14 protein-coding genes are annotated in these 19027 nt (G+C 63.6%); 4 read left to right on the forward strand and 10 right to left on the reverse strand.

What is annotated here, in order from left to right:
- Positions 1 to 138: 138 nt before the first annotated feature.
- Positions 139 to 2427, reverse strand: a complete 2289-nt coding sequence (locus NKJ18_RS25960) for a GumC family protein (RefSeq protein WP_352760380.1) — start codon at positions 2425 to 2427, stop codon at positions 139 to 141.
- 198 nt (positions 2428 to 2625) lie between these two features.
- On the opposite strand from NKJ18_RS25960, the gene NKJ18_RS25965 reads away from it, so the two are divergent.
- The gene (locus tag NKJ18_RS25965; protein ID WP_023669300.1) at positions 2626 to 3921 is read left to right on the forward strand and encodes a lipopolysaccharide biosynthesis protein; all 1296 of its coding nucleotides are present in this window, start codon (positions 2626 to 2628) and stop codon (positions 3919 to 3921) included.
- On the opposite strand, the gene NKJ18_RS25970 is transcribed toward NKJ18_RS25965, so the two are convergent.
- The 3 genes from NKJ18_RS25970 to NKJ18_RS25980 are packed head-to-tail and all read right to left on the reverse strand — an operon-like array spanning position 3918 to position 6801.
- Complete coding sequence (locus tag NKJ18_RS25970) at positions 3918 to 4841, reverse strand: DUF6492 family protein (protein WP_023669299.1); 924 nt, start codon at positions 4839 to 4841, stop codon at positions 3918 to 3920. The genes NKJ18_RS25965 and NKJ18_RS25970 overlap by 4 nt on opposite strands.
- Positions 4838 to 5632: a WecB/TagA/CpsF family glycosyltransferase gene (locus NKJ18_RS25975; RefSeq protein ID WP_023669298.1), complete on the reverse strand. Its 795-nt coding sequence runs from the start codon at positions 5630 to 5632 to the stop codon at positions 4838 to 4840. Before NKJ18_RS25975 ends, NKJ18_RS25970 begins: the two co-directional genes overlap by 4 nt.
- Positions 5629 to 6801 carry a glycosyltransferase gene (locus NKJ18_RS25980; protein ID WP_023669297.1) on the reverse strand — a complete coding sequence of 391 codons (1173 nt, stop codon included), beginning with the start codon at positions 6799 to 6801 and terminating at the stop codon, positions 5629 to 5631. The genes NKJ18_RS25975 and NKJ18_RS25980 overlap by 4 nt, the downstream gene beginning before the upstream one ends.
- A gap of 173 nt (positions 6802 to 6974) precedes the next feature.
- Between NKJ18_RS25980 and NKJ18_RS25985 the strand changes: the two genes are divergently transcribed.
- The 3 genes from NKJ18_RS25985 (at position 6975) to proC (ending at position 10164) form a co-directional block, all read left to right on the forward strand.
- Positions 6975 to 7973, forward strand: coding sequence for a glycosyltransferase family 2 protein (locus NKJ18_RS25985; protein WP_023669296.1), 999 nt, complete (start codon positions 6975 to 6977; stop codon positions 7971 to 7973).
- A complete protein-coding gene (locus tag NKJ18_RS25990; protein ID WP_023669295.1) occupies positions 7942 to 9261 on the forward strand; it encodes an O-antigen ligase family protein in 1320 nt (439 codons plus the stop codon). Before NKJ18_RS25985 ends, NKJ18_RS25990 begins: the two co-directional genes overlap by 32 nt.
- A gap of 87 nt (positions 9262 to 9348) precedes the next feature.
- Positions 9349 to 10164 carry a pyrroline-5-carboxylate reductase gene (gene proC, locus NKJ18_RS25995; protein WP_352760382.1) on the forward strand — a complete coding sequence of 272 codons (816 nt, stop codon included), beginning with the start codon at positions 9349 to 9351 and terminating at the stop codon, positions 10162 to 10164.
- 67 nt (positions 10165 to 10231) lie between these two features.
- Here proC and NKJ18_RS26000 read toward each other — a convergent pair whose 3' ends face one another.
- From NKJ18_RS26000 to NKJ18_RS26025, 6 genes are all read right to left on the reverse strand, one after another.
- Positions 10232 to 11131: an MBL fold metallo-hydrolase gene (locus tag NKJ18_RS26000; protein WP_023727778.1), complete on the reverse strand. Its 900-nt coding sequence runs from the start codon at positions 11129 to 11131 to the stop codon at positions 10232 to 10234.
- Positions 11132 to 11406: 275 nt separating this feature from the next.
- Positions 11407 to 11799: a type II toxin-antitoxin system VapC family toxin gene (locus NKJ18_RS26005; RefSeq protein ID WP_023747214.1), complete on the reverse strand. Its 393-nt coding sequence runs from the start codon at positions 11797 to 11799 to the stop codon at positions 11407 to 11409.
- Positions 11799 to 12041 carry a type II toxin-antitoxin system VapB family antitoxin gene (locus NKJ18_RS26010; protein WP_023669292.1) on the reverse strand — a complete coding sequence of 81 codons (243 nt, stop codon included), beginning with the start codon at positions 12039 to 12041 and terminating at the stop codon, positions 11799 to 11801. Before NKJ18_RS26010 ends, NKJ18_RS26005 begins: the two co-directional genes overlap by 1 nt.
- 80 nt (positions 12042 to 12121) lie before the next feature.
- Positions 12122 to 13435, reverse strand: a complete 1314-nt coding sequence (locus NKJ18_RS26015; protein ID WP_352760385.1) for an NAD(P)H-dependent oxidoreductase — start codon at positions 13433 to 13435, stop codon at positions 12122 to 12124.
- Positions 13436 to 13587: 152 nt separating this feature from the next.
- Entirely contained in the window at positions 13588 to 14982 is a 1395-nt protein-coding gene (locus tag NKJ18_RS26020; RefSeq protein ID WP_352760387.1) for a multicopper oxidase family protein, read from the reverse strand.
- Positions 14983 to 15159: 177 nt separating this feature from the next.
- On the reverse strand, positions 15160 to 18993 hold the full coding sequence (locus NKJ18_RS26025; RefSeq protein WP_352760390.1) for a caspase family protein: 3834 nt from the start codon (positions 18991 to 18993) through the stop codon (positions 15160 to 15162).
- Positions 18994 to 19027 lie beyond the last annotated feature (34 nt).

Consider the following 19027-nt stretch of genomic DNA (forward strand, 5'->3'; position numbering starts at 1 on the left):
TGCTGACGGGCTCAGAGCGACTCATCCTTTCACGGAAAGGCTGAACCGCTCTATATTCTTGTTTTGACGCAATTCCCAAGGGAAAGCGCGCTACGCGCTTTTCCCGGGAAAACCGTTTCACACTTTTCCTGGAATTGCTCAGAAATAGCGGCGGTGCGAACGGCTTTCGGTGAGTTCGCGCACCGCTTCGCGAAATTCGCGCAGGCTGGCGCGGATATCGTCGATTTGCGCCTGCTGGTCTTCCGGCGCCGCCCCAGCGGGCTGCGGAGAAGACCACGGCCCGGACGCCGCGGGCAGCGGCTGAGCCTGCGAATAGGCATAGTCAGCCGGCTGACGAGGCTGCGCGTAGCCAGGCTGCTGCGCAGGGGAATTGGCGTGCGGAACCTCGTTCCGGAAGTCCGGCTGGCGATAGCCCACAGGCTCCTGCACCGGCCTTGTATATTCGGCGGCTGGTTGGGCGCGGTAGGTCTCGACGGGTTCGCCTGACGTCCCGCTACCCGGCGCGGCTTTGCGCATCGCCGAGAACAGTCCGTCGAACAGACCTGGGCTCCGGGCGGGAGCGGCCGCGGTCGGCAACACCGGAGGTGCTGCCGGTGGCGGCGCCACAGGCAGCGGCGCGCGATAGACCTTGTCCTCGACCGGAGGGCGGCGCTCGTCCATTCTGCCGCGCGAACGCGAATTGGCAGCGCCGCGCAGGCTGGCAAAGGCGCCGCGCATGGCGCCGACACCGATGCCCGAAGCAAGCCCGAGCAGCAGGCCGGCCATCGCTATTACAGCCCGCGACGGTCCGTTGGGTTCGAGCGGCGGTTGCGCGGGGGTCATCAGATTGATGTTGGTGGTGTTGATGTTTTGCTGTTCGCCGGTCTCCTTGGCGCGCAGAAGGTACTGTTCGTAGACGGAGCGTTTGGCCGTGGCATCACGCTCCAGTTCGCGCAGGCTGACCAGATCGCTGTTGACGTCGCCGCTCTGGACCTTTGCCTGAGCCAGGCGGGAAGCGAGATCCTGCTCAAGCTGGACCGAGCGCTTCAAGTCGACCTGCAGCGACGAGGCGATGCGGCGCAGTTCGCCTGCGATGCGCTCGCGCGAGCCGTCGAGCTGGGCACTGAGCGCCTGGTATTCGGGATGACGCGGTCCCAGACGCACGGCGGCGCGGTCGGCCTCCTGCTTCAAAACTGCATATTGCGCGCGCAGTTCGCTCATCGTGTTGGAATTGATTTCTTCCGGCAAGGTGCCGTTGATGACCGAATTGACGTCCAGCGAACGCGCCGACGCGGCCCGGGCATTGAGTTCCAGCGTACGGGCCCGGGTGACTGAGAGCTGCTCGTTGAGCTTCAGCATCTGGTCGTCGCTGATCAGATGGCCCTGCGCGTCGACGAGATCATGCGTGGCCCTGAAATCCTCGACCTTGCGCTCCGCTGTCTCGACATTCTTGCGCAGGTCATCGAGCTTGGCCGTCAGCTGGTCCGTCGCGCGCCCGGCCATCCCGAACTGGTATTGGGCCGCCTCCTGCTGGAAAACGTCCCTGGTCGTATTGGCTATCTTCGCCGATTTGTCGGCGCTTTGAGTGGTGGCGCTGATGGAAACGACAAAGCTCTTGCCGCTGCGCTCAACCGACAGGCTCTTGGCCAGATTGCCGACCGCCAGCGCCTGGCGGCGCACTTCACCGCCGCCGCCAGGGCCATCCTGGCGCGACAGTATCGAGCGAATGAGCGACAGGACGCCAAGGCCGCCAGAGCCCTGTCCGTTGAATTCCGGATCGTCGACGAGATTGAGATCGGCCACGACCTTGTCGAGGACCTTGCCGGATGTCACCATCTTGATGCGGGTTTCGACAACAGCCAGCGCCGCATCGGGCTGCCCGACCGGTTGGGTGAGATCGTTGTCGGAAAGCTTCAGGTCGCCTGGCTCGATGACCATCTGTGTGGTGGCTTCGTATTTCTTCGGTGTCGAAACGGCGACGGCGACGCCGAGCACCATGCCCAATATCGTAGTCGAGACGATCAGCAACTTGGAACGACTAATGCCGCGGACGACCTGGAGCGGATCGATCAGCGGCTTCCATTCCTGCCCGTCATCGTCGTCGCGGTCCGGTCGCTGCTCGTGGAAAGAGCGGAGCTCATAGGCGGCGTGCTGCTGACGCCGGCCGGAAACAGGCTCCTCACGCGCGCTGGCGGCCGAAACGGGTTCGCCGTCGGCCTGGAACTGCGGCGGCTCGGGCGGTGACGTTGGCGCCGGATTCGACCGCGCCTCGCGTTGCGAGCGGGCTATGCGGTGACGCGTGGCGGCGTCCTCGCGCCATGACGGATCCACCCGGTCACCGATCGAGACCGCCGACGCATCCGCCGCCTCATCGCCGCGCACGGCTTTGCCGAGCGCCAGGAGGGAGCGCTCGCGCCTCCAGTCTTCACGGTTTTCCCTGTCGACCATTGTCTCGAAACTTTACCTTCGACGGCGCAGGAGCGGCGGTCGGCCAATCGTTAAGTCACGCTAAACAGGCATGGGAAACAAAAGGTTAATTTCCGAAGTCTGCAAGTGAAAGTTTCTCGCTTCGCCACGCATTGCCGGGATCTGTAAAATGGCGTCAGAACCGCACGTTAAGCTTTGCGGCTTACGGCTTTCCTCGATATGACGCAGGCCAGCGACATACCGCAAAGGCGGACACTCGCCCGCATCGGCACCTTCCTCGCCGAAAGACGGGGGCTGGTTCGCGACTATCTTTCAGCCATCAGCGGCGCCGGCGGGCGGCTGGTGTTCTCGCTTGCCTATTTCATCGCACTTGCCAACACGCTGTCGATTGCCGAGTTCGGCATGTTCGCCACCGCCTCGGCGGCCGGCGTCATGCTGTCGCGCATCCTCGCTTTCGGCTTCATCTCGGCGCTTTACCGCACAGCCACCATCCGCCCCAATCTGATCGGCACCTTCACCGCCGGCTTCCTTTTGCTTGGCGCCGTGTCCTTACCACTGCTGGCGGCGGCCTCCTGGGGCGTCTACCTGATCTTCTTCGCCAGCACCGTTCCGCTGGCCGTCTTTGCCGCAATCGTCTTTGCAGAGGCGCTTTTGTGGCGGCCGGTCGAGGTGGTGCTGATCGTCAACAACGGGCTCGGCAAATTCGGCCGCGCCGCCGTGCTGTCGATCGTGGCCACGGCGTTCCGCGCGCTGGGCGCCGTGCTGTTCATGCTATCGGGCCAGCACAGCGTCTGGATCTGGTCGTTGTTCTACATCGGCGCCAACGCCGCCTCGCTGCTGCTGGCCTTCGGCTTCTATTATCCACGCCAGCGGCTGAGGCTGCGCACCGAGCTCTATCTCAGGCGGCTTGCCGATTCGATCTATGTTGCAGGAGCCGAAGTGCTGTTCTACCTGCAGTCGGAATTCGACAAGCTGCTCGTGCTGGCGATCGGCGGGCCGCATCTGGCCGGCATCTATGCCATCATCATGCGGCTGGTCGACCTGACGGCAATCCCGATCCGCACCTTCTCGATGATGCTGGTGCAGAGGATGATGCGGGCGCCGGAGCTGTTGTCGCGACTGCGGGTCAAGAGCGGTATCGAAGCCGGCGTGTTCCTGGTGTCGACATTGGCACTGGCCGCACTCGGCATCGTGCTGCATTTCTTCCCCAATGCACTTGGCCGGAATGTCGCCGAGGCGGCGCCCTTGGTGGCGTTGGCAATCGGCGTGCCGGGACTGCGCAACCTGGTCGAATACCAGGCCGAGCTGCTGTTCGCGCGCGGCCAGACCGCGCTCAGGGCGCTCAACCTCGGCCTGCTGGCGGGGCTGAAGGCGGTGCTGTTGACCTATGTGCTGACCACGATTGCCGACACGCCCAGGCTTGTCGTATCGCTCAATGTCGTCTTCCTGCTGCTCTATCTCGCCTCGGCGCTGCTAACCTATTCGGCGCTGCGCAAGCCCGCCAAGGCAATCTAAGCCAATCCGATCAGGCGGCGGATGCGGCCGATATCGGTGCCGATGAAGGATTGCATGCCGATCGCCACCTGCCCCGGTGCCATAGCGGCGACGAAGCTGCGGAATTCGTCATCCGACAGCGCCTCCCCGGTCCAGTGCACGCGGCAGAATTCCTCCGAGCCGTGGAAATGGCCGGCGCCCCCCAGCACATCGTCGACATAGCGGCCATAGATCATGCATTCGGAGAACCGGCGCACTGAAGCGATGACCTCGACCCAGCCGCGCGCGTGCACCTTCTCGATCTCGGCGCACATCGCCGTCACGGTCTGACGGCGCCAGGCGATCAGCGTCGAAATATAGTCGTGGTTCGAAACCTCGGATGCATCGATACCAATCGCCGAGGCCGCATTGCGCGACCAGATGCGATGCTCGTCGTGACCGTCGCTCGACAGCACGCCGTCGCGCCGGAACAGCCGCACCTTGCCGTCGCGCCAGAAGGCGCTCAGATCGAATGGCTTGAGGAAGGCGACGTCGGAATCGCAGAAGACCAGCACGTCTTCTCCAGCATGCGCAGCGATGGCGATGCGGCGCAGCTGCTGCACATGCCAGCCGCGCAGCGGCTGGGTCTTGAGACTGAGCCAGATGCGACGGCGAAAGAGGCTCATCGGATCGTCGAACACACGCAGCCAGCGCGGCAGCAGGTCGCGCTCGTCGACAACGCTGCGGCGGTCGTTTTCCAACTGGCGAAACAGCGCCACGTCGCGGTGCTCGACCAGAATGTAATGATGCGCCAAGCCGGAGACATGGCGGTCGAGGGTCTCGCACAACAGGCGGCAGCGTTCGAAATCCGGCGCATAGCTGGCGGTCACCACCGCCGCCGTCGGCGTTTGCGGCAGGGCACCGGTCTCGGCTGCAGGGCTCGGCACGACGCGGCTGTTCACCGCAACTCTCCGGCGGGCTCGGGCCGACGCGAGAATTTCTGCCTGACGACACGCAGCAGGAACACCGGATTGCCGACGACGTAGCGGCGCCACAGCCGGCCGGGCTCGATGCACAGACGGAACAACCATTCGAGCCTCAGCTGGCGCATCCACAGAGGCGCCCGCGGCACCGTGCCGGAGAGAAAATCGAGCAGCGCGCCGACGGCGATCGGCAGCGTGCAGTGGCGGGCATCGATATGACGGGCGATCCACAATTCCTGGCGCGGCACGCCCATGGCCACAAGCAGCACGTCGGGCCGCAATGCCTCGATGCGATCGACGATCGCCTGCTCTTCGGCGGGGGAGAAATAGCCGTCATGGATGACGACGAATTCGTGCTGCACCGCCAGAGCGGCTAGCCTGACCGACGCCGCCTCGGCGTTGGCGCGGGTGGCGCCAAGCAACCCGACGGTCAGCGGCCTCGCCGATGCCTGCAGAAAGGCCGGAATGAGATCAGTGCCGTTGAGATTGTCCGGGAACGGCGCGCCGTAGAGCAGCTTTGCCGCCAGATCGACGCCAACGCCGTCAGGCAGGATGAGGAAATCGTCGAGCGCCTCGGCAAAGACCGGATCGGTAGAGGCGATGTTGGCGTTGTGAGCGTTGAGAAAACTGACCTTGGTGAAGCGCCGCTCGGCAATCAGACGAGCGAGCAGCGCGATCGCGTCATCCCAGCCGATGGCAAGGACCGAAATGCCAAGGATCGTCTTCAGCGTATCGAGCCCGAAGGCGGCGCGGGCGGTGTGCATGTTCATGCAAACACCTCCTCCCCCACCGACCCGAGCTTTTCCAGGCCGAGCCTGATGGCGGCATCCAGTGCCTTGATCTGCCGGCGGTGAAAGGCGCTGCCATCGACATCCTTGACATCGGCCGCCGCTGCCTCCAGCGCGCCGGCGAAGGCGGCCGGATCGTCGGTGACGAAGCAATTTGCCGGGCGATGATCGATGCCGCGCAGCGAACGGCTGGTGGCGACCGACGGCAGGCCGAGCTCGAAGGTTTCGATGGTCTTGAGCTGAACGCCGCTGCCCGCGGTGCTGATCAGTGGAATGACGGCGGCGCCGCGCACGAAATTCTGGGCGTCGGACACGCGGCCGACAAATTCGACACCGGGATGGGCAGAGGTGATATCCGACGGCATGTTGCCGGCGACCCTGATGCGAAAGCTCCGGCGAAGATGCGGCACGACTTTTTCCAGGAACCAGTCGAGGCCGATGCGGTTCGGCTGCCAGGTCCAAGTGCCGATCAGCGCCGCGTCGCAATCGATGCGGCGCGGCTTGACCGGCTTTGGGGCCGTGGCAGTGGTCACCAGCGGCAGCACCGCCGAGCGGTCGTCGCTGGCAACGCCGAGTGCGGCGCGGTCTTCCTCGGCCAGCGTGAAGACGAAGCGAGCCCGGCGGCAGAGCCGCTCCTCCATGGTCTTGAGCAGCCTGGCCTCGCGGGCAAACAGCAGGCGCTGGAAGCGACTGTTTGCTGCTGCCGCATTCTCTTTGGCCGAACCATGTTCGACATTGTGGGCGACGAAAATCGAGGGACGGTCGGCGAACAGTTTTTCAAAGGCGCCGGCGAACTGCACCGAATTCAGGACATAGCCGTCGAAGGGACCGGCGCGCTCGATCGCGGCACGGACTTCGCTGTCGGAAACCGCGCGCAGCTTCACGGAAGCGAAGGTGAGCCCTGACAGCACCGCCTTGCCAAGCCAGGCGAGCTTCTGCCGCGCCGAGGCGCTTTCCGTGCGCACGTCGACGGCGCCGAGCACGATGGTGTTTTCGGGGTCGCTGGGCGCCTTGCCCGGCCAGATGAAGCCGATGACGGTGACGCGCACGCCGGCGCGCCGCAAGGCGGCGATGATCGCAGCGTTGGCGATCTCATAGCCCGAAGCGAGAGCGCCGTCGGGCACGATCGATGTGGCGAACAGCAGATGCATCTCACCTATCCAGGCGTCAGCCACTAGCAAAGCTGGGTGAACCCTTGATTAAATCATGCGACGCAACGGCTGAAAGGCGCGGACCAGCAGGCGCCGCTGCGAAAGGTGATTAACGAAACGTTATCGTCGCGGTGTTATCAAAAAGTCAGATTCAAAACATGCGGCTGGAGCGGATGATCCCTTTGCCATCGGACGGTTCGGTATCGATTGCGGGACGCTCTCCGGGGCTCGCCGCAGAGACGATCGCTGCCGTCGTCACGCTGCCGACCTTCAAGCGGCCGCAACTGCTGCTGGAAACGCTGGCGTCGCTGAAGGCACAGCAAACCAGCCGGCGCTTCGCCGTCATCGTCATCGAAAACGAAGCCAAGGCGCGTGAGGGCGCCAAGGCGGCCGTGCCGCTGTTCGAACGCGACGATATGAAAGGCATGGTCATCATCGCGCATGAGCGGGGCAATTGCAGTGCCTACAATGCCGGCTGGCAGACGGCGATCCTGCATTTTCCGGATTTCCGCCACCTGCTGGTCATCGACGATGACGAGATCGCCGACGCGGACTGGCTGGAGCGCATGTGCAAGACGGCGGAGACGCTTGGCGCCGACATTGTCGGTGGCCCGCAAGTGCCGGTGTTTACCGATCCTGCTCACGCCAAATGGGCCGAGCACCCGGTGTTTGCGCCGCCCTATCGCCAGACCGGGCGCGTGGCCGCACTCTATTCCTCGGGCAACCTTCTGGTCGGACGCAATGTGCTCACCATCATGGGGCCGCCCTTCCTCGACCTGCGGTTCAACTTCATGGGCGGCGGCGATTCCGACTTCCTCAGCCGCTCGGCGCAGAAAGGTTTCGTGCTTGGCTGGTGCGCCGAGGCAAAGGTGCGCGAAGGCGTTCCAGCCCGGCGCATCGAGGCTGACTGGATCCGCGCCCGATCCTTACGCAACGGTGTAATCTCGACGCTGGTCGAAAAGAAGAAGCGCGCCGGCACGCCATTCGCCGGCGCCAAGGTGTTTGCAAAAAGCCTGGCGCTGCTGATAGCCTCGCCCGTGCGCGGCGCAATCAAATTGGCGCGGACAGGATCGCTGTCGACGGCGCTTTACCCCGTCTATGTCTCGCTCGGCCGCGTGCTTGCCGAATTTGGATACGCCAATGAGCAATACAGGCAGCCTGAGAAGAACTGACGAGCTGCTGCTGGGCGGCATCGTCACCCGCGACGGCGTGGCGACGGCGATTGCCGCGCTGTTGTTTGCCGTCGTCATCGTGTCGTTCCGGCCGTTTCAGCCGGCAGGCGCGGAACTGACCGGCGACGGCGGCGACATCGTCAACCAGCTCGGCTTCAGTTCGCTCGGCGCCATTTCGATCTTCTCACTGCTGACGTTCGCCGACCCCAAGGTGGTGCGCTCGCTGCTCAGCCCGTCCTGGATTCTGATGCTCGGCTTTTTCATGCTTTCGGTCATCAACGCGACCGACCCGTCCTCGGCCATGCGCGCGGCCTTCTTCACGCTGCTTGGCGTTTTGACGATAGCGACGGTCCTGGTGCTGCCGCGCGACGCCGACAGTTTTTCGAAAGTCATCATATTCTGCGCGATCGTCGTTATCGGCCTGTCCTATATCGGCCTCATCGTCTTTCCGCATGAGGCCCTGCATACGGCCGATTCGCAGGAGCCCGAACATGCCGGCCTGTGGCGTGGTGTGTTCGCCCACAAGAACATTGCCGGACCAATCATGGCCTGCTTCAGCTTCGCCGGCCTCTATCTCTTCCGGCGCAGCCAGAAATTCTGGGGCGTGGCGATCTTCGGCGCGGCGATGATCTTCATGCTGCACACCGGCTCCAAGACGACGGCCGGCCTGGTGCCGTTCTCGATCCTGATCGTCGTGCTGCCGAGCCTGATCGGCATGCGGTTCGGCACGCCGGTCCTGTTTGCACTGGCGATCATTGCGACGGCCATCGGCACCTTAGGCATCGTCTTCATCCCGCCGGTGAAGGAGCTGGCGGCCACCTATTTCCCCGACCTCACCTATACCGGGCGCGCGACGCTGTGGGAGTTCTCCGGCGAGATGCTGGCGAAGAAGCCCTGGACCGGCTACGGCTATGAAAGCTTCTGGGGCACGCCGCTGCTGCTCAGCCAGGACCAGCCCTTCGACCGGGCCTGGGACATCCGGACGATCGTGCATGGCCATGACGGCTATCTCGACATTGCGGTGCTGATGGGCATCCCGGCGCTGTGCGTTGCCGTCTACACTTTCCTGATCGCGCCGCTGCGCGACTACATGCGCATCCCGCCGCGCAAGGAGAACATCTATCTCGGTGACTTCTTCATGATGGTGGTGCTGTTCACGGCGCTGAACGCGTTCCTGGAAAGCTTCTTCTTCCATCGCGGCGACCCGGTGTGGCTGTTCTTCGTGCTCGGCGTGCTTGGCTTGCAGCAAGTGTCGCTTCGGCCGATCGCGGTGCGCCGGCGACCTTGACCGGCTGGCCTGATCCAGCACCCCTTGAAGGGCTTTCCCGTCTGCCCGCTAGCGTCTAAGGAGAACCCTTGTCTCGGAGGGCTCTCAATGACGATCAGGCTTGTTCTCGCCGGTTGCGGCAATATGGGTTACGCCATGCTTGCGGGCTGGCTGAAATCCGGCAAGCTTGCCCCGCAAGCCGTGTTCGTGGTCGAGCCCAATGCCGAATTGCGCAAGCGCGCCGAGCACCTCGGTTGCAGTGTCGCCGCGGACGCGAACGGGATCCCCGCCGACGCAGAGCCCGACCTCGTCGTCATCGCCGTCAAGCCGCAGGTGATCCGCGACGTCGCCGCCGCCTATAAGCGCTTCGGCGACGGCAGGACCACCTTCGTCAGCATCGCCGCGGGCACGCCGGTCGCCACCTTCGAGCACATACTCGGCCATCTCGCGCCTGTTATCCGCTGCATGCCCAACACGCCGGCCGCGATCGGCAAGGGCATGATGGTGGTCTATTCCAACCCGCTGGTGACCGACGACATCAGGCGTTTCGTTGCCGAGCTGCTGTCGGCGAGCGGTGTGGTGACGACGATCGACGACGAAGGCCTGATGGACGCGGTGACGGCGGTTTCGGGGTCCGGTCCGGCCTACATCTTCCATTTCATCGAGGCGCTTACGGTTGCAGCCGAGAAGGCCGGGCTGCCGGTCGAGACCGCCAGGCTGCTGGCCATGCAGACCGTCTATGGCGCTGCTGCACTCGCTGCCGAAAGCGGCGAGAAGCCCGGCGTCCTGCGCCAGCAGGTGACCAGCCCCAACGGAACCACGGCAGCCGCCCTTGCCGTGCTGATGGGCGAAGACCGGCTGATGAAGCTGCTGACCGAGGCGGTGGAAGCCGCGCGGCTGCGGTCGGTGGAATTGGGGAAGTAAACCGTTCGCGATACGTCAGGGCTGTAGGTGGCCCGTGTGCTCCTGCCTTAGCCCCGGGCCAACCGTATCAGCCCCACTTCATTTCACCCTTGGCGACCTTTGCTCCCAGTTCCAGCGACGAGACGTCAAGAAGATCAGGATAGCGCCGCTTCATCGCTGCAATCAGCTCGACGCTGGATTTCGCTTTTTCGGCTTCCTTATTGAAAGCTTCGAGGTAGGCGCGGGTGAATTCCACGGCCGCCAGACCGTCCGGTGCACCGGCTACCTGATGGGACGGCACCACGATGTTGGGTTTGCGGGACGCGATTTCGTTGAGCGCGGCAATCCATTTCTTGCGGTCGTCTACGGTTGGCTCGTCGGCAACCCAGACATGTACGCCGGACGAGATCAGCACGCCGCCGAACACCGCTTCAAGGCTGGGCACCCAGAGATAGCGGCGGTCTTTCAGATCGGCGACGGTGACGATCTCGATCTTGTTTCCTTCGACTTCAAGTGAGGTGATATCGGATGCCTCGGGAATGACGACATCCGCCAGGACCTTCGGTCCATTGTCCTTGAGCTGCGGGCCCCAGACATCCAGCTTGGCTTGCACATTGGCTTTGATGGCCGCCACCGTCGCAGCGGCCGCGATGATCTTGGCGCCGGGGAAAGCATCCGCGACGGGACGCAGGCCAAAATAATAGTCAGGGTCGCTGCAACTGACATAGATCGTCGTCAGGGTCTTGCCCGTCGCCTTGATCGCATCCGCGACCGCACGGCCATCGGACAGGGTAAATCCGCCGTCGAGGAGGATGGCTTCTTTTTCCCCGGTCAGCAGCACCGGCGTGCGGCGGAAACCATTCTCGTCAGCCTGAAAATAGGTCCATTCCAGCTTGGCGGCGGCCCTGGCTGCAAAAGCCAGAGGCTGAAGCATGGCAACCATGCCCGTTGCCAGAAGGGTTTTCATCGTCTCGCGTCTTGTCCAAATGGTTTGCAAGATTTCAATCCTCAATGGGGGTTCAACTGATCGTTCGGAGATTGGCATCTCGGCATCGTTTGAAAAACCCGGATCAAAGAGACAGACTGTATGAATGGATCATACAATGGCAGCCGATGGGTCTGCGCCGTCAGCACGAGCGCAATGACCAGGCGTGTTGCGCGAGCAGGTCAAAAGCCCCATGGCGCAACCGCGGCAGCATTTGGCCTGCTGGGCGGGAGCGGCTGACGAAGCTGCTGGCCGAACCGTGAACTGGGGGAGTAGGATCAGGCCAGATCGGTGTGGGAAAAGTCTTTCCCTTTGTAGAGCAAGGGCATCCCACGGCTTTTTGCCGAGGCATATGACAGGCAGTCAGCGAGATTGAGCTGAGCCGGGTGGCCGCGACCTTTGCCATAGTTCGAAAAAGCCTGGATCGCGAGCTTGGCATCACCGATTTCGATCGGAACCACCTCGATCTCGGCCTCACGCAGGAACTCCTCTATCGCCTTTTCGGCGAAGAGCGGCTCCACCACCAACTTCGATGAAAGCCGCATCGCCGCTTCGAGCACGACCAGCGGAGATGTGATCCGTATCGAGGCCTGCCCGATCCGGCGACTCCAATCGGCGGCGTCTTCCTCTCCGGCGAGGACAGCGATCACCACCGAGGTTTCGATGAACATCAGGAATGTCCCCACATCTCGTCGATCTCATCCTTAGTCAAATCCCTGCCGCCGCTTCCCGCCTTGGCCTTCAGATCGTTCGATATGGCGGCCAGCCGCTCAGCCAGCGGAACTCGTTCACGTTCGCGCTGAAGCTCGGATTCGAGCGCTTCGATCACCGCCTCGGTCATTGAAATCTTTCGCTTTTCGGCAAGCTGCCGGGCGAGGTCACGGGCGCGCGGGTCTCTGATCTGGAGATTCATCCTGGAAGCCTCCGTTCGGTGCCACTACAACATAGGGAGTTGTCATGACAAGGCCAGCCCGACTGGCCTGTCATCCAATCTCAGCTCCCGTACAGCATCTCATCCTGCAGCTTGCGCAAAGCGGACAGCCTGGTCGTGCGGTCGGGTGTGGCGTTGTCGGTGGTGATGAGCTCGCCCTTCCTGACCGGCTTCAGCACCTTGCCGCCTTCGAGCAGGCCGACCGCGACGGCGCTGACGGCGCGGGCCTCTTCGACGGTCATTGTCCAGGAGCGGTAGCAGGTCTCACCGATGGCATCGAAGGTCTCGCCCATGGCGAGATCGCGCTTGGCGACCGCGCAGACCTCGGCCACCGGCTTCGGCAGCGGCACCATGTCGGGGCGGCCGTAGAGCATGATACGCGCTGCCGTCAGCGGCACTTCCAGCGAGGTCAGATGGTAGGGCCGGAAGAAGCTGTAATAGGGGCCGTGGCCGATATGCAGATCGTCCATGCGCTCGACGATGCGCGGATGCGTCGCCTCGACGATGACGAACACGCCCGGCGCCACACCCTTGCCGATCGTGTAGTCGACAACACCCTTCTTCGACAGGATGCCGCCATCGGCGCGCGGTATCAGCACCTGGGCCAGCTGGTCGCGGTCGGCCTTGGGCCCGTGCATGCCCGGCACATCGGGCACCAGCCCGGTGGCGTTGGCGATGGCGCACATCTCGACCATGGTTTTCGAGCCGTCTACGAACTCGACCAGCATGCGCGGGTTCATGTTGCGGCGAAGGGCTTCCTCGCGATAGTCATCCGGAACGGCATCGTGGTTGAGCGGGTTGTTCTTGCCCTTGCCAGCCGAGACGATGGTGTAGCCGAGCGCGGAGGCAAACTCGATCAGCTCCATGCAGCTCGACGGCTCGTCGCCGGCGCCGACCGAATAGACGACGCCGAGCCGGTCTGCCTGCTGCTTGAGGTAGCAGCCGATCGTGACGTCGGCCTCGACATTCATCATCACCAGGTGCTTGCCGTGCTCCATCGCCTTCAAGTCGAAATCGGCGGCGACACCAGGCTTGCCGGTGGCGTCTATCACGACGTCGATCAGCGGATTGGTGACCAGCATCTCGTTCGTGGTAATGGCGATTTTGCCCGCCTCGATCGCCGCGGTGACTTTCGAGCCCCTGTCCGCCTCGACCGCCATCGCCTCATCGCCATAGGCGATGCGGATGGCGTCACGGGCGGTGTGCGGGCGGCGTGTCGAGATGGCCGCGACCGAGATGCCGGGCATCAGCATGCCTTGCGTGACCAGGTCGGTGCCCATTTCGCCGGAGCCGATGACGCCGATGCGCACCGGGCGGCCCTCGGCGGCGCGCCTGGCGAGATCGCGGGCCAGTCCGGTCAGGGCGACATTGGTCATGCAAGCGTGTCCACGGCTTCTTGATTGCAGGCGGGAATAGCAGGGAACGGCCCCGCTTTGCCAACGAAACCAGCGGACGGCGGCAATTTCTCCGACAACAGGCCCGGCAGGTGAGGCCAACCCCGGTAGAGGCTGATTGACCCGCCTCGGCGTCAAACCACCCTGATATAGCTCGTCATGCCGGTTTTCTGATGTTCGATGATGTGGCAGTGCAGCAGCCAGTCGCCGGGATTGTCCGCAACGAAACCAAGCTGAACCTTCTCGTTGGGCTGCATGAGATAGGTGTCGGAGATGACCGGCTGAACCTGGCGCGTCGAAGACGACAGCACCTTGAAGCTCATGCCGTGCAGATGCATGGGATGCGATTGCGGCGTCAAATTCTCCATGTCGATGACATAGCTTTTGCCGAGCTTCAGCTCGGCCAAAGGCGCGGTCGGGTCCGGCGTGTCGCCCGGCCACGGTACCTTGTTGATGGCCCAGAAGGAGTAGCCTAGCGTGCCGCATATGCTGTCGCTCGGCACGTTTTCCGCCGTGGCGCTGAGCGAGAGCGCTATGTGTTTCGCGCTGGCGAGATCCACCTCCGGCACCGGGTTGGCTTCCAGCGGTGCGAGGCCGCGCAGGTCGCGCTTGAGCGAGCTGCCGGTGGCGCGCAAGGTGGCGAGGACCTTGGGTTTGGTGCCCCTGATGTCGCCCAGGCTGACGATCGCGCCCTCCTGGTCAGGCATGCGGATGGCGAGCTCCATGCGCTGCCCCGGTCCGAGCAGCAAGGCATCGGGCGCAAAACGCTGCGGCACCGGATTGCCGTCCAGCGCGATGACCGCGGCCTCCCCACCCTCGACGCGAAAGGCGTAGATGCGGGTGACATCGGTGATGGCGACCCGCAGCCGCACCAACCCGCCGGCCGGCGCGTCGAATTGCGGCTGGTCGAGCCAGTTGGCGGTGCGCACCGTGCCATAGGTTCCGGTTTTTGCGGCATCGCGCGGCCGGAATTGCTGGATGAACTGCGCGTCGTCGCCGAGGCGCCAGTCGCGCAGGTTGACGACGGCTTCGGCGTCGAATTTTGGATCGTTGGGGTTCTCGACCACGATCACGCCGGTGAGGCCATGGCCCATCTGCTCCAGCGTGTTGCAATGCGGGTGATACCAGAACGTGCCGGCGTCGGGCGGGGTGAAGGCGTAGTCGAAATGATCGCCGGTATAGACGTAAGGCTGAACTAGGAAGGGAACACCGTCCATCTTGTTTGGAACGCGAATGCCGTGCCAATGGATGGTCGTCGGGTCGTCGATGGCGTTGACGAGACGCGCGGCAAAGGGCTCGCCTTTTTTCATCCGCAGTACAGGCGGCATGCCTGATTCACCATACGTCAGGACATCCCGGGTCTCGCCCGCATCCATGAACCTGGCCTGGATCTTTGCCGTCTTGAGCACCACCGGCTCAGGTGTGACAGCTGCCCAACCGCTGAGCCTGGTCATTGCTGCCAGCCCGACGCCGCCACCGCCGGCAACCGCAGCCGTTTTCAGAAGCCCGCGGCGGGTGAATAGGGTCATCTGGCGCTCCAACGGAATATGATTACCTGTCGTCCTGAATGACGGGTGGCGACCGGCGCACAAGCCGATACTGCCACATCGCATCTCTGTCATGCCATGGCGAGCCGGTGACATCTGCTTGCGCAACAGCGTGAACGCTGGCGTGCCCACCATTCGCCCGCATAGCGCGGGCTCGGATTAATGCAACTCGGCCAGCAACGCCTGTGCCTCGGCGAGGTTCTTTTCGGAACCGGCGGCGAGATCGTCCATCTTCTTGTCACGGAAGATGACGAGCGCGTCCTGGCATGCGGCGATCGCTTCCTGTGCCATCGCCTTGTCCTTGTGGGCGGCGCCCAGATCGACCAGCACGTCGCACAGGCTGTCCTGCGTGAAGGCGACAGCCGGCACCGAATTGATCTTCTTTTGCACCACGATCGCCTCGCGCAGGACCAACACCGCCTCCTCGAAATGCGCGACATTGTTTTCGGCGCGGCCGGCCATGGTCAAGGCATAGCCCATCTCGTTGCGCGCATTGGCCCAACGTTCGGGATCGCGGTCGCGACCGAGCTGCTCGGCAAGCGCCCGGTTGACGACAATCGCCTCCTCGTACAATTCAGCCGAAGGCTCGCGGGCCGCGATCATGCTCAGCGTCTGCGCGAGACTGGTCTGGTTGGTGATCCAGAGATCGGGATCGCGGGCGATCGTTCGCACCGTGGCGAGGTCGCGGTAGATCTGAGCGGCTCGTTTCAGCTTGCCGACATCGTTCGCCCAGTAACCAAGACTCGACAGCCCGCCGGCGAGATTGTTCTGATTGTTCTCCCAGACAGCCAGCGCATTCTCGCGCGTTACCACGCTGAGCGCTGCGTCATAGGCGGCAATCGCGCGGGTGAGCAACTCGACGTCCTTGCCGTCCGCGGCCATCAGCAAGGCATTGCCGATATCGCCCTTGGTGCGCGCCCATTGCATGCGGTTGGGAAAACCGTCGTAGATCCGCGCTGCCGTCTCGAAGCTCTGCACGGCCTTGGCGTAGAACGTGGCGTCGCCACCAATCCGGCCCTGGCTGTAGACGGCAAAGCCGAGGTCGTAATTGATATTGGCCCACTCCTCCGGGTCGGCGTCCTTGGAGTAGGCGGGGAGCGCGGCTTCCAGCATGTCGGCTGCTTGCGCCAGCAAGTCCAGGTTGGATGTATCGTCGCCCAGGATCGACAGGGTCTGGCCGAGCACGCGCCGCGTCTGGCCGATCTCCGTGACATCACCGCCTTTCGTCTGCCCGTCGAGCGCCGCCCGCAGCGCGTCGACCGATTGCTGCAGCAGTTGATCGTCAGAGGCCAGCTTGCCTGACATCATCAACGCGCAGCCGAGGCGGAATTCCGTCTTGGCCCAATTGGCTGGGTCCTTGTCGCGGGTGCGAACCCTGAGCACCTGACCGTAGACATCGATCGCCTGCCGCAGGGTCGAGATGTCCCCCGCGCGTTCGCCCCAGTTCGATAGCGTGCCTGCAAGGCTGTAACCAATCGAAGCGAACTCGCCCGGCGCGGCGGTTGCGGTATAGACCTCCCATGCCTGACGATACGCGGTCACCGCCTGAATGTAGTAATCGGTTCCCGTATCGAGATCGCCGAGCGTGTCGTTGACCGATCCCAGATTCTGCTGCAGCGAAGCCCAGTCAAGCGGCAGTTTCTCACGCGGATATTCGGACAGAGCGGCCTGGTACGCGGTGGCTGCCTGCAGCAGCAGTTCCTTGTTCTTCTGCTTGGCGCCGAGGCGCTGCAAGGCGTTGCCCAGCGTCAGCTGGCCGTTCGCCCAGCTCGCCGCGGCGTGCTCGCGCGTCCGAACCGAAAGCGCTGCCTCCGCCGCCTCCCGCGCGCGCTGCAACGCGGCGATATCGCCGTTGATCTCGCCGATCGACTCGAATGCGGTGCTCAAATTGTTCTGGATCGTCGCCCATTGCGCCGGCGCGCGTTCCCTGGTCATCTCCTCAGCCGCCGCCTGGAAGGCCGCGACCGATTGCTCAAGCGTCGGTACATCCTTTTCGCGCGCGCCGAGGCTCGCCAGAACGACACCCAGATTGATCTGGCTCAATGCCCAGTCGAGCGGTACGCGATCCCGGCGATATTCTGTCAGCGCGGCGCGATGCGCCGATATCGCTGCGCGAAAACTGTCCGATGTGGTCTGGCGTTCGCCGATCTCGGACAGCACGATGCCGAGATTGTTCTGCGTCGCCGCCCATTCAAGCGGCAGTTTTTTCGACGACTGTACCTCGAGCGCCGAGCGGAAGGCCGCGACTGCCCGCTCAAGCAGTGCCGTCCCGTTCTCGCGCTGGCCGAGCCGCCAGTAGACCGTGCCCAGATTGCCATAGGTCGATGCCCAGTCGTCAGGGTAGGCGTCATGCGTATAGACGGTCAGCGCCTGCTCATAGGCGGCAGCTGCCTTGTCGAGGTTGTCGCGGCCGGCTTCCCGTTCGCCCAAAGTAGCAAGCGTGGCGCCCATATTGTTCTGGGTGGCCGCCCAAAGCAGCGGCAACTTTTCGCGGGTGACATAGGTCAATGCCTGTTCATAGGCTGTCAGGGCCTGGGCGAGATACGCATTGTCGCCGGAGAAGTCCCCTTGTTCCGACAGAGCGTTGGCCTCTGCCGCCTTGTAGTAGAACGCATCTTCGTCGCTCCATTTCGCGGCCTGCTCATAGGCCTTGGCGTAGTCCTGAGCCGCCTCCTTGAAGTTGAAGGAAATCTCGTAGGTTCTGGCGCTGCTGGCGAAAACCTTTGCGAATTCGAGCCGCTTTGCCTTCAGCTCGGCCTCGGCCTGGTCGACCGTAGACGAAAGTTCGCCGATGCGGGCCTTGGCCTGCTCGTTGAATTTCTGCGCCGCTTCGAGCGCGCCTTCCTGAACCGCCTGTTCGGCGAGTTTCGATAGCCTGGCAATTTCGGGGTCCGGGTTTTTCAAAGTCTCGCGTTCGGCCAACACGTGTTTCAGCCGTTCGGTCTGGCCACGCAGCAGCTTGTCGAGCTCAGCCGGATCCTTGGGTATGTCGACCCCGAGCGCCTTCAGCATGGCGTAAAGCCCATCCATCGGCACCTTGCCGTCACGCGATATGGTTTCGATCTGGCGGCGCTCCGGATCGGGTAGCGTCGAGATGGTCAGCAGGAGCTGGCGCCGCTCCCTGAGGATTTCGCCCTCATCGCCTTTCGGTGCCTCGGCGGGGGTACCGAAATAGAGCAGCCGGCGCAGGCTCTCATTGACCCAGGGCCGCTGCTGGCCGTTGGTCTTGAGATAGACCTCCTCGCCGATCATGCGCAGAACGGTGCCGAATTCCTCGCCGCCCATCGTGTCGATGTGGCGCAGGATCGCTGCCGCATAGGGGCTGTTGCCATCGGCCGGACCGTCCAGCGCAACCTTGCCGGGCTCGGCGGCAAAGGCGATGACCTGGCCGAGGCTGCCGTCGACCGAGCCCTTGGCGTCGGCGCCGCCCTTCAGGGAAACCACGCCGCGCGTTTCCCCGAGACCGCCGGCGCCGATCGGCTTGCCTTGGTCGCCCGGCGCCAGCTTCAGGAGCGTGCCCGGCGGGAACGGATCGTTGCGGCAGGCGTCCAGCAGAACGATGGTGACCGGCACCTTGGCCTTCAGTTCGGCGACGATGGACGACAGCGGCACCAGCTTTTCGCCGGCATTGTCGAGCGCCGAGATATCGGCATCGACAGGGACCAGATAATTCTCGCCGCCGGCTTCGATGCCGTGGCCGGAATAGTAGATGATGGCGACATCGGCGCCCTCGGCATCGTCGACGAAGCCTTCGAGATCGCGCCGCAATTTGCGCGCGTCGCGGTTGGTGGCGACATTGGTCTCGAAGCCGAGCCTGTCGAACATCTCCTCGATGGCGCGGGCGTCGTTTTCCGGATTGGGCAGTTTGCCGACATGCTGGTAGTCGGACTGACCGATGATGAGCGCGACGCCTTTCAGCGCCTTCGGCTCTTCAGCCAAAGCGGGGCCAAACGCGCATAGGCACACCAGTGCTGCGGCAATTGCCGCGCACATGCGCCCTGTCGCACCTGCCGTTCGCCCAAAGAGC

The organism is Mesorhizobium sp. M0217 (assembly GCF_040321955.1).
Lineage (GTDB): Bacteria > Pseudomonadota > Alphaproteobacteria > Rhizobiales > Rhizobiaceae > Mesorhizobium.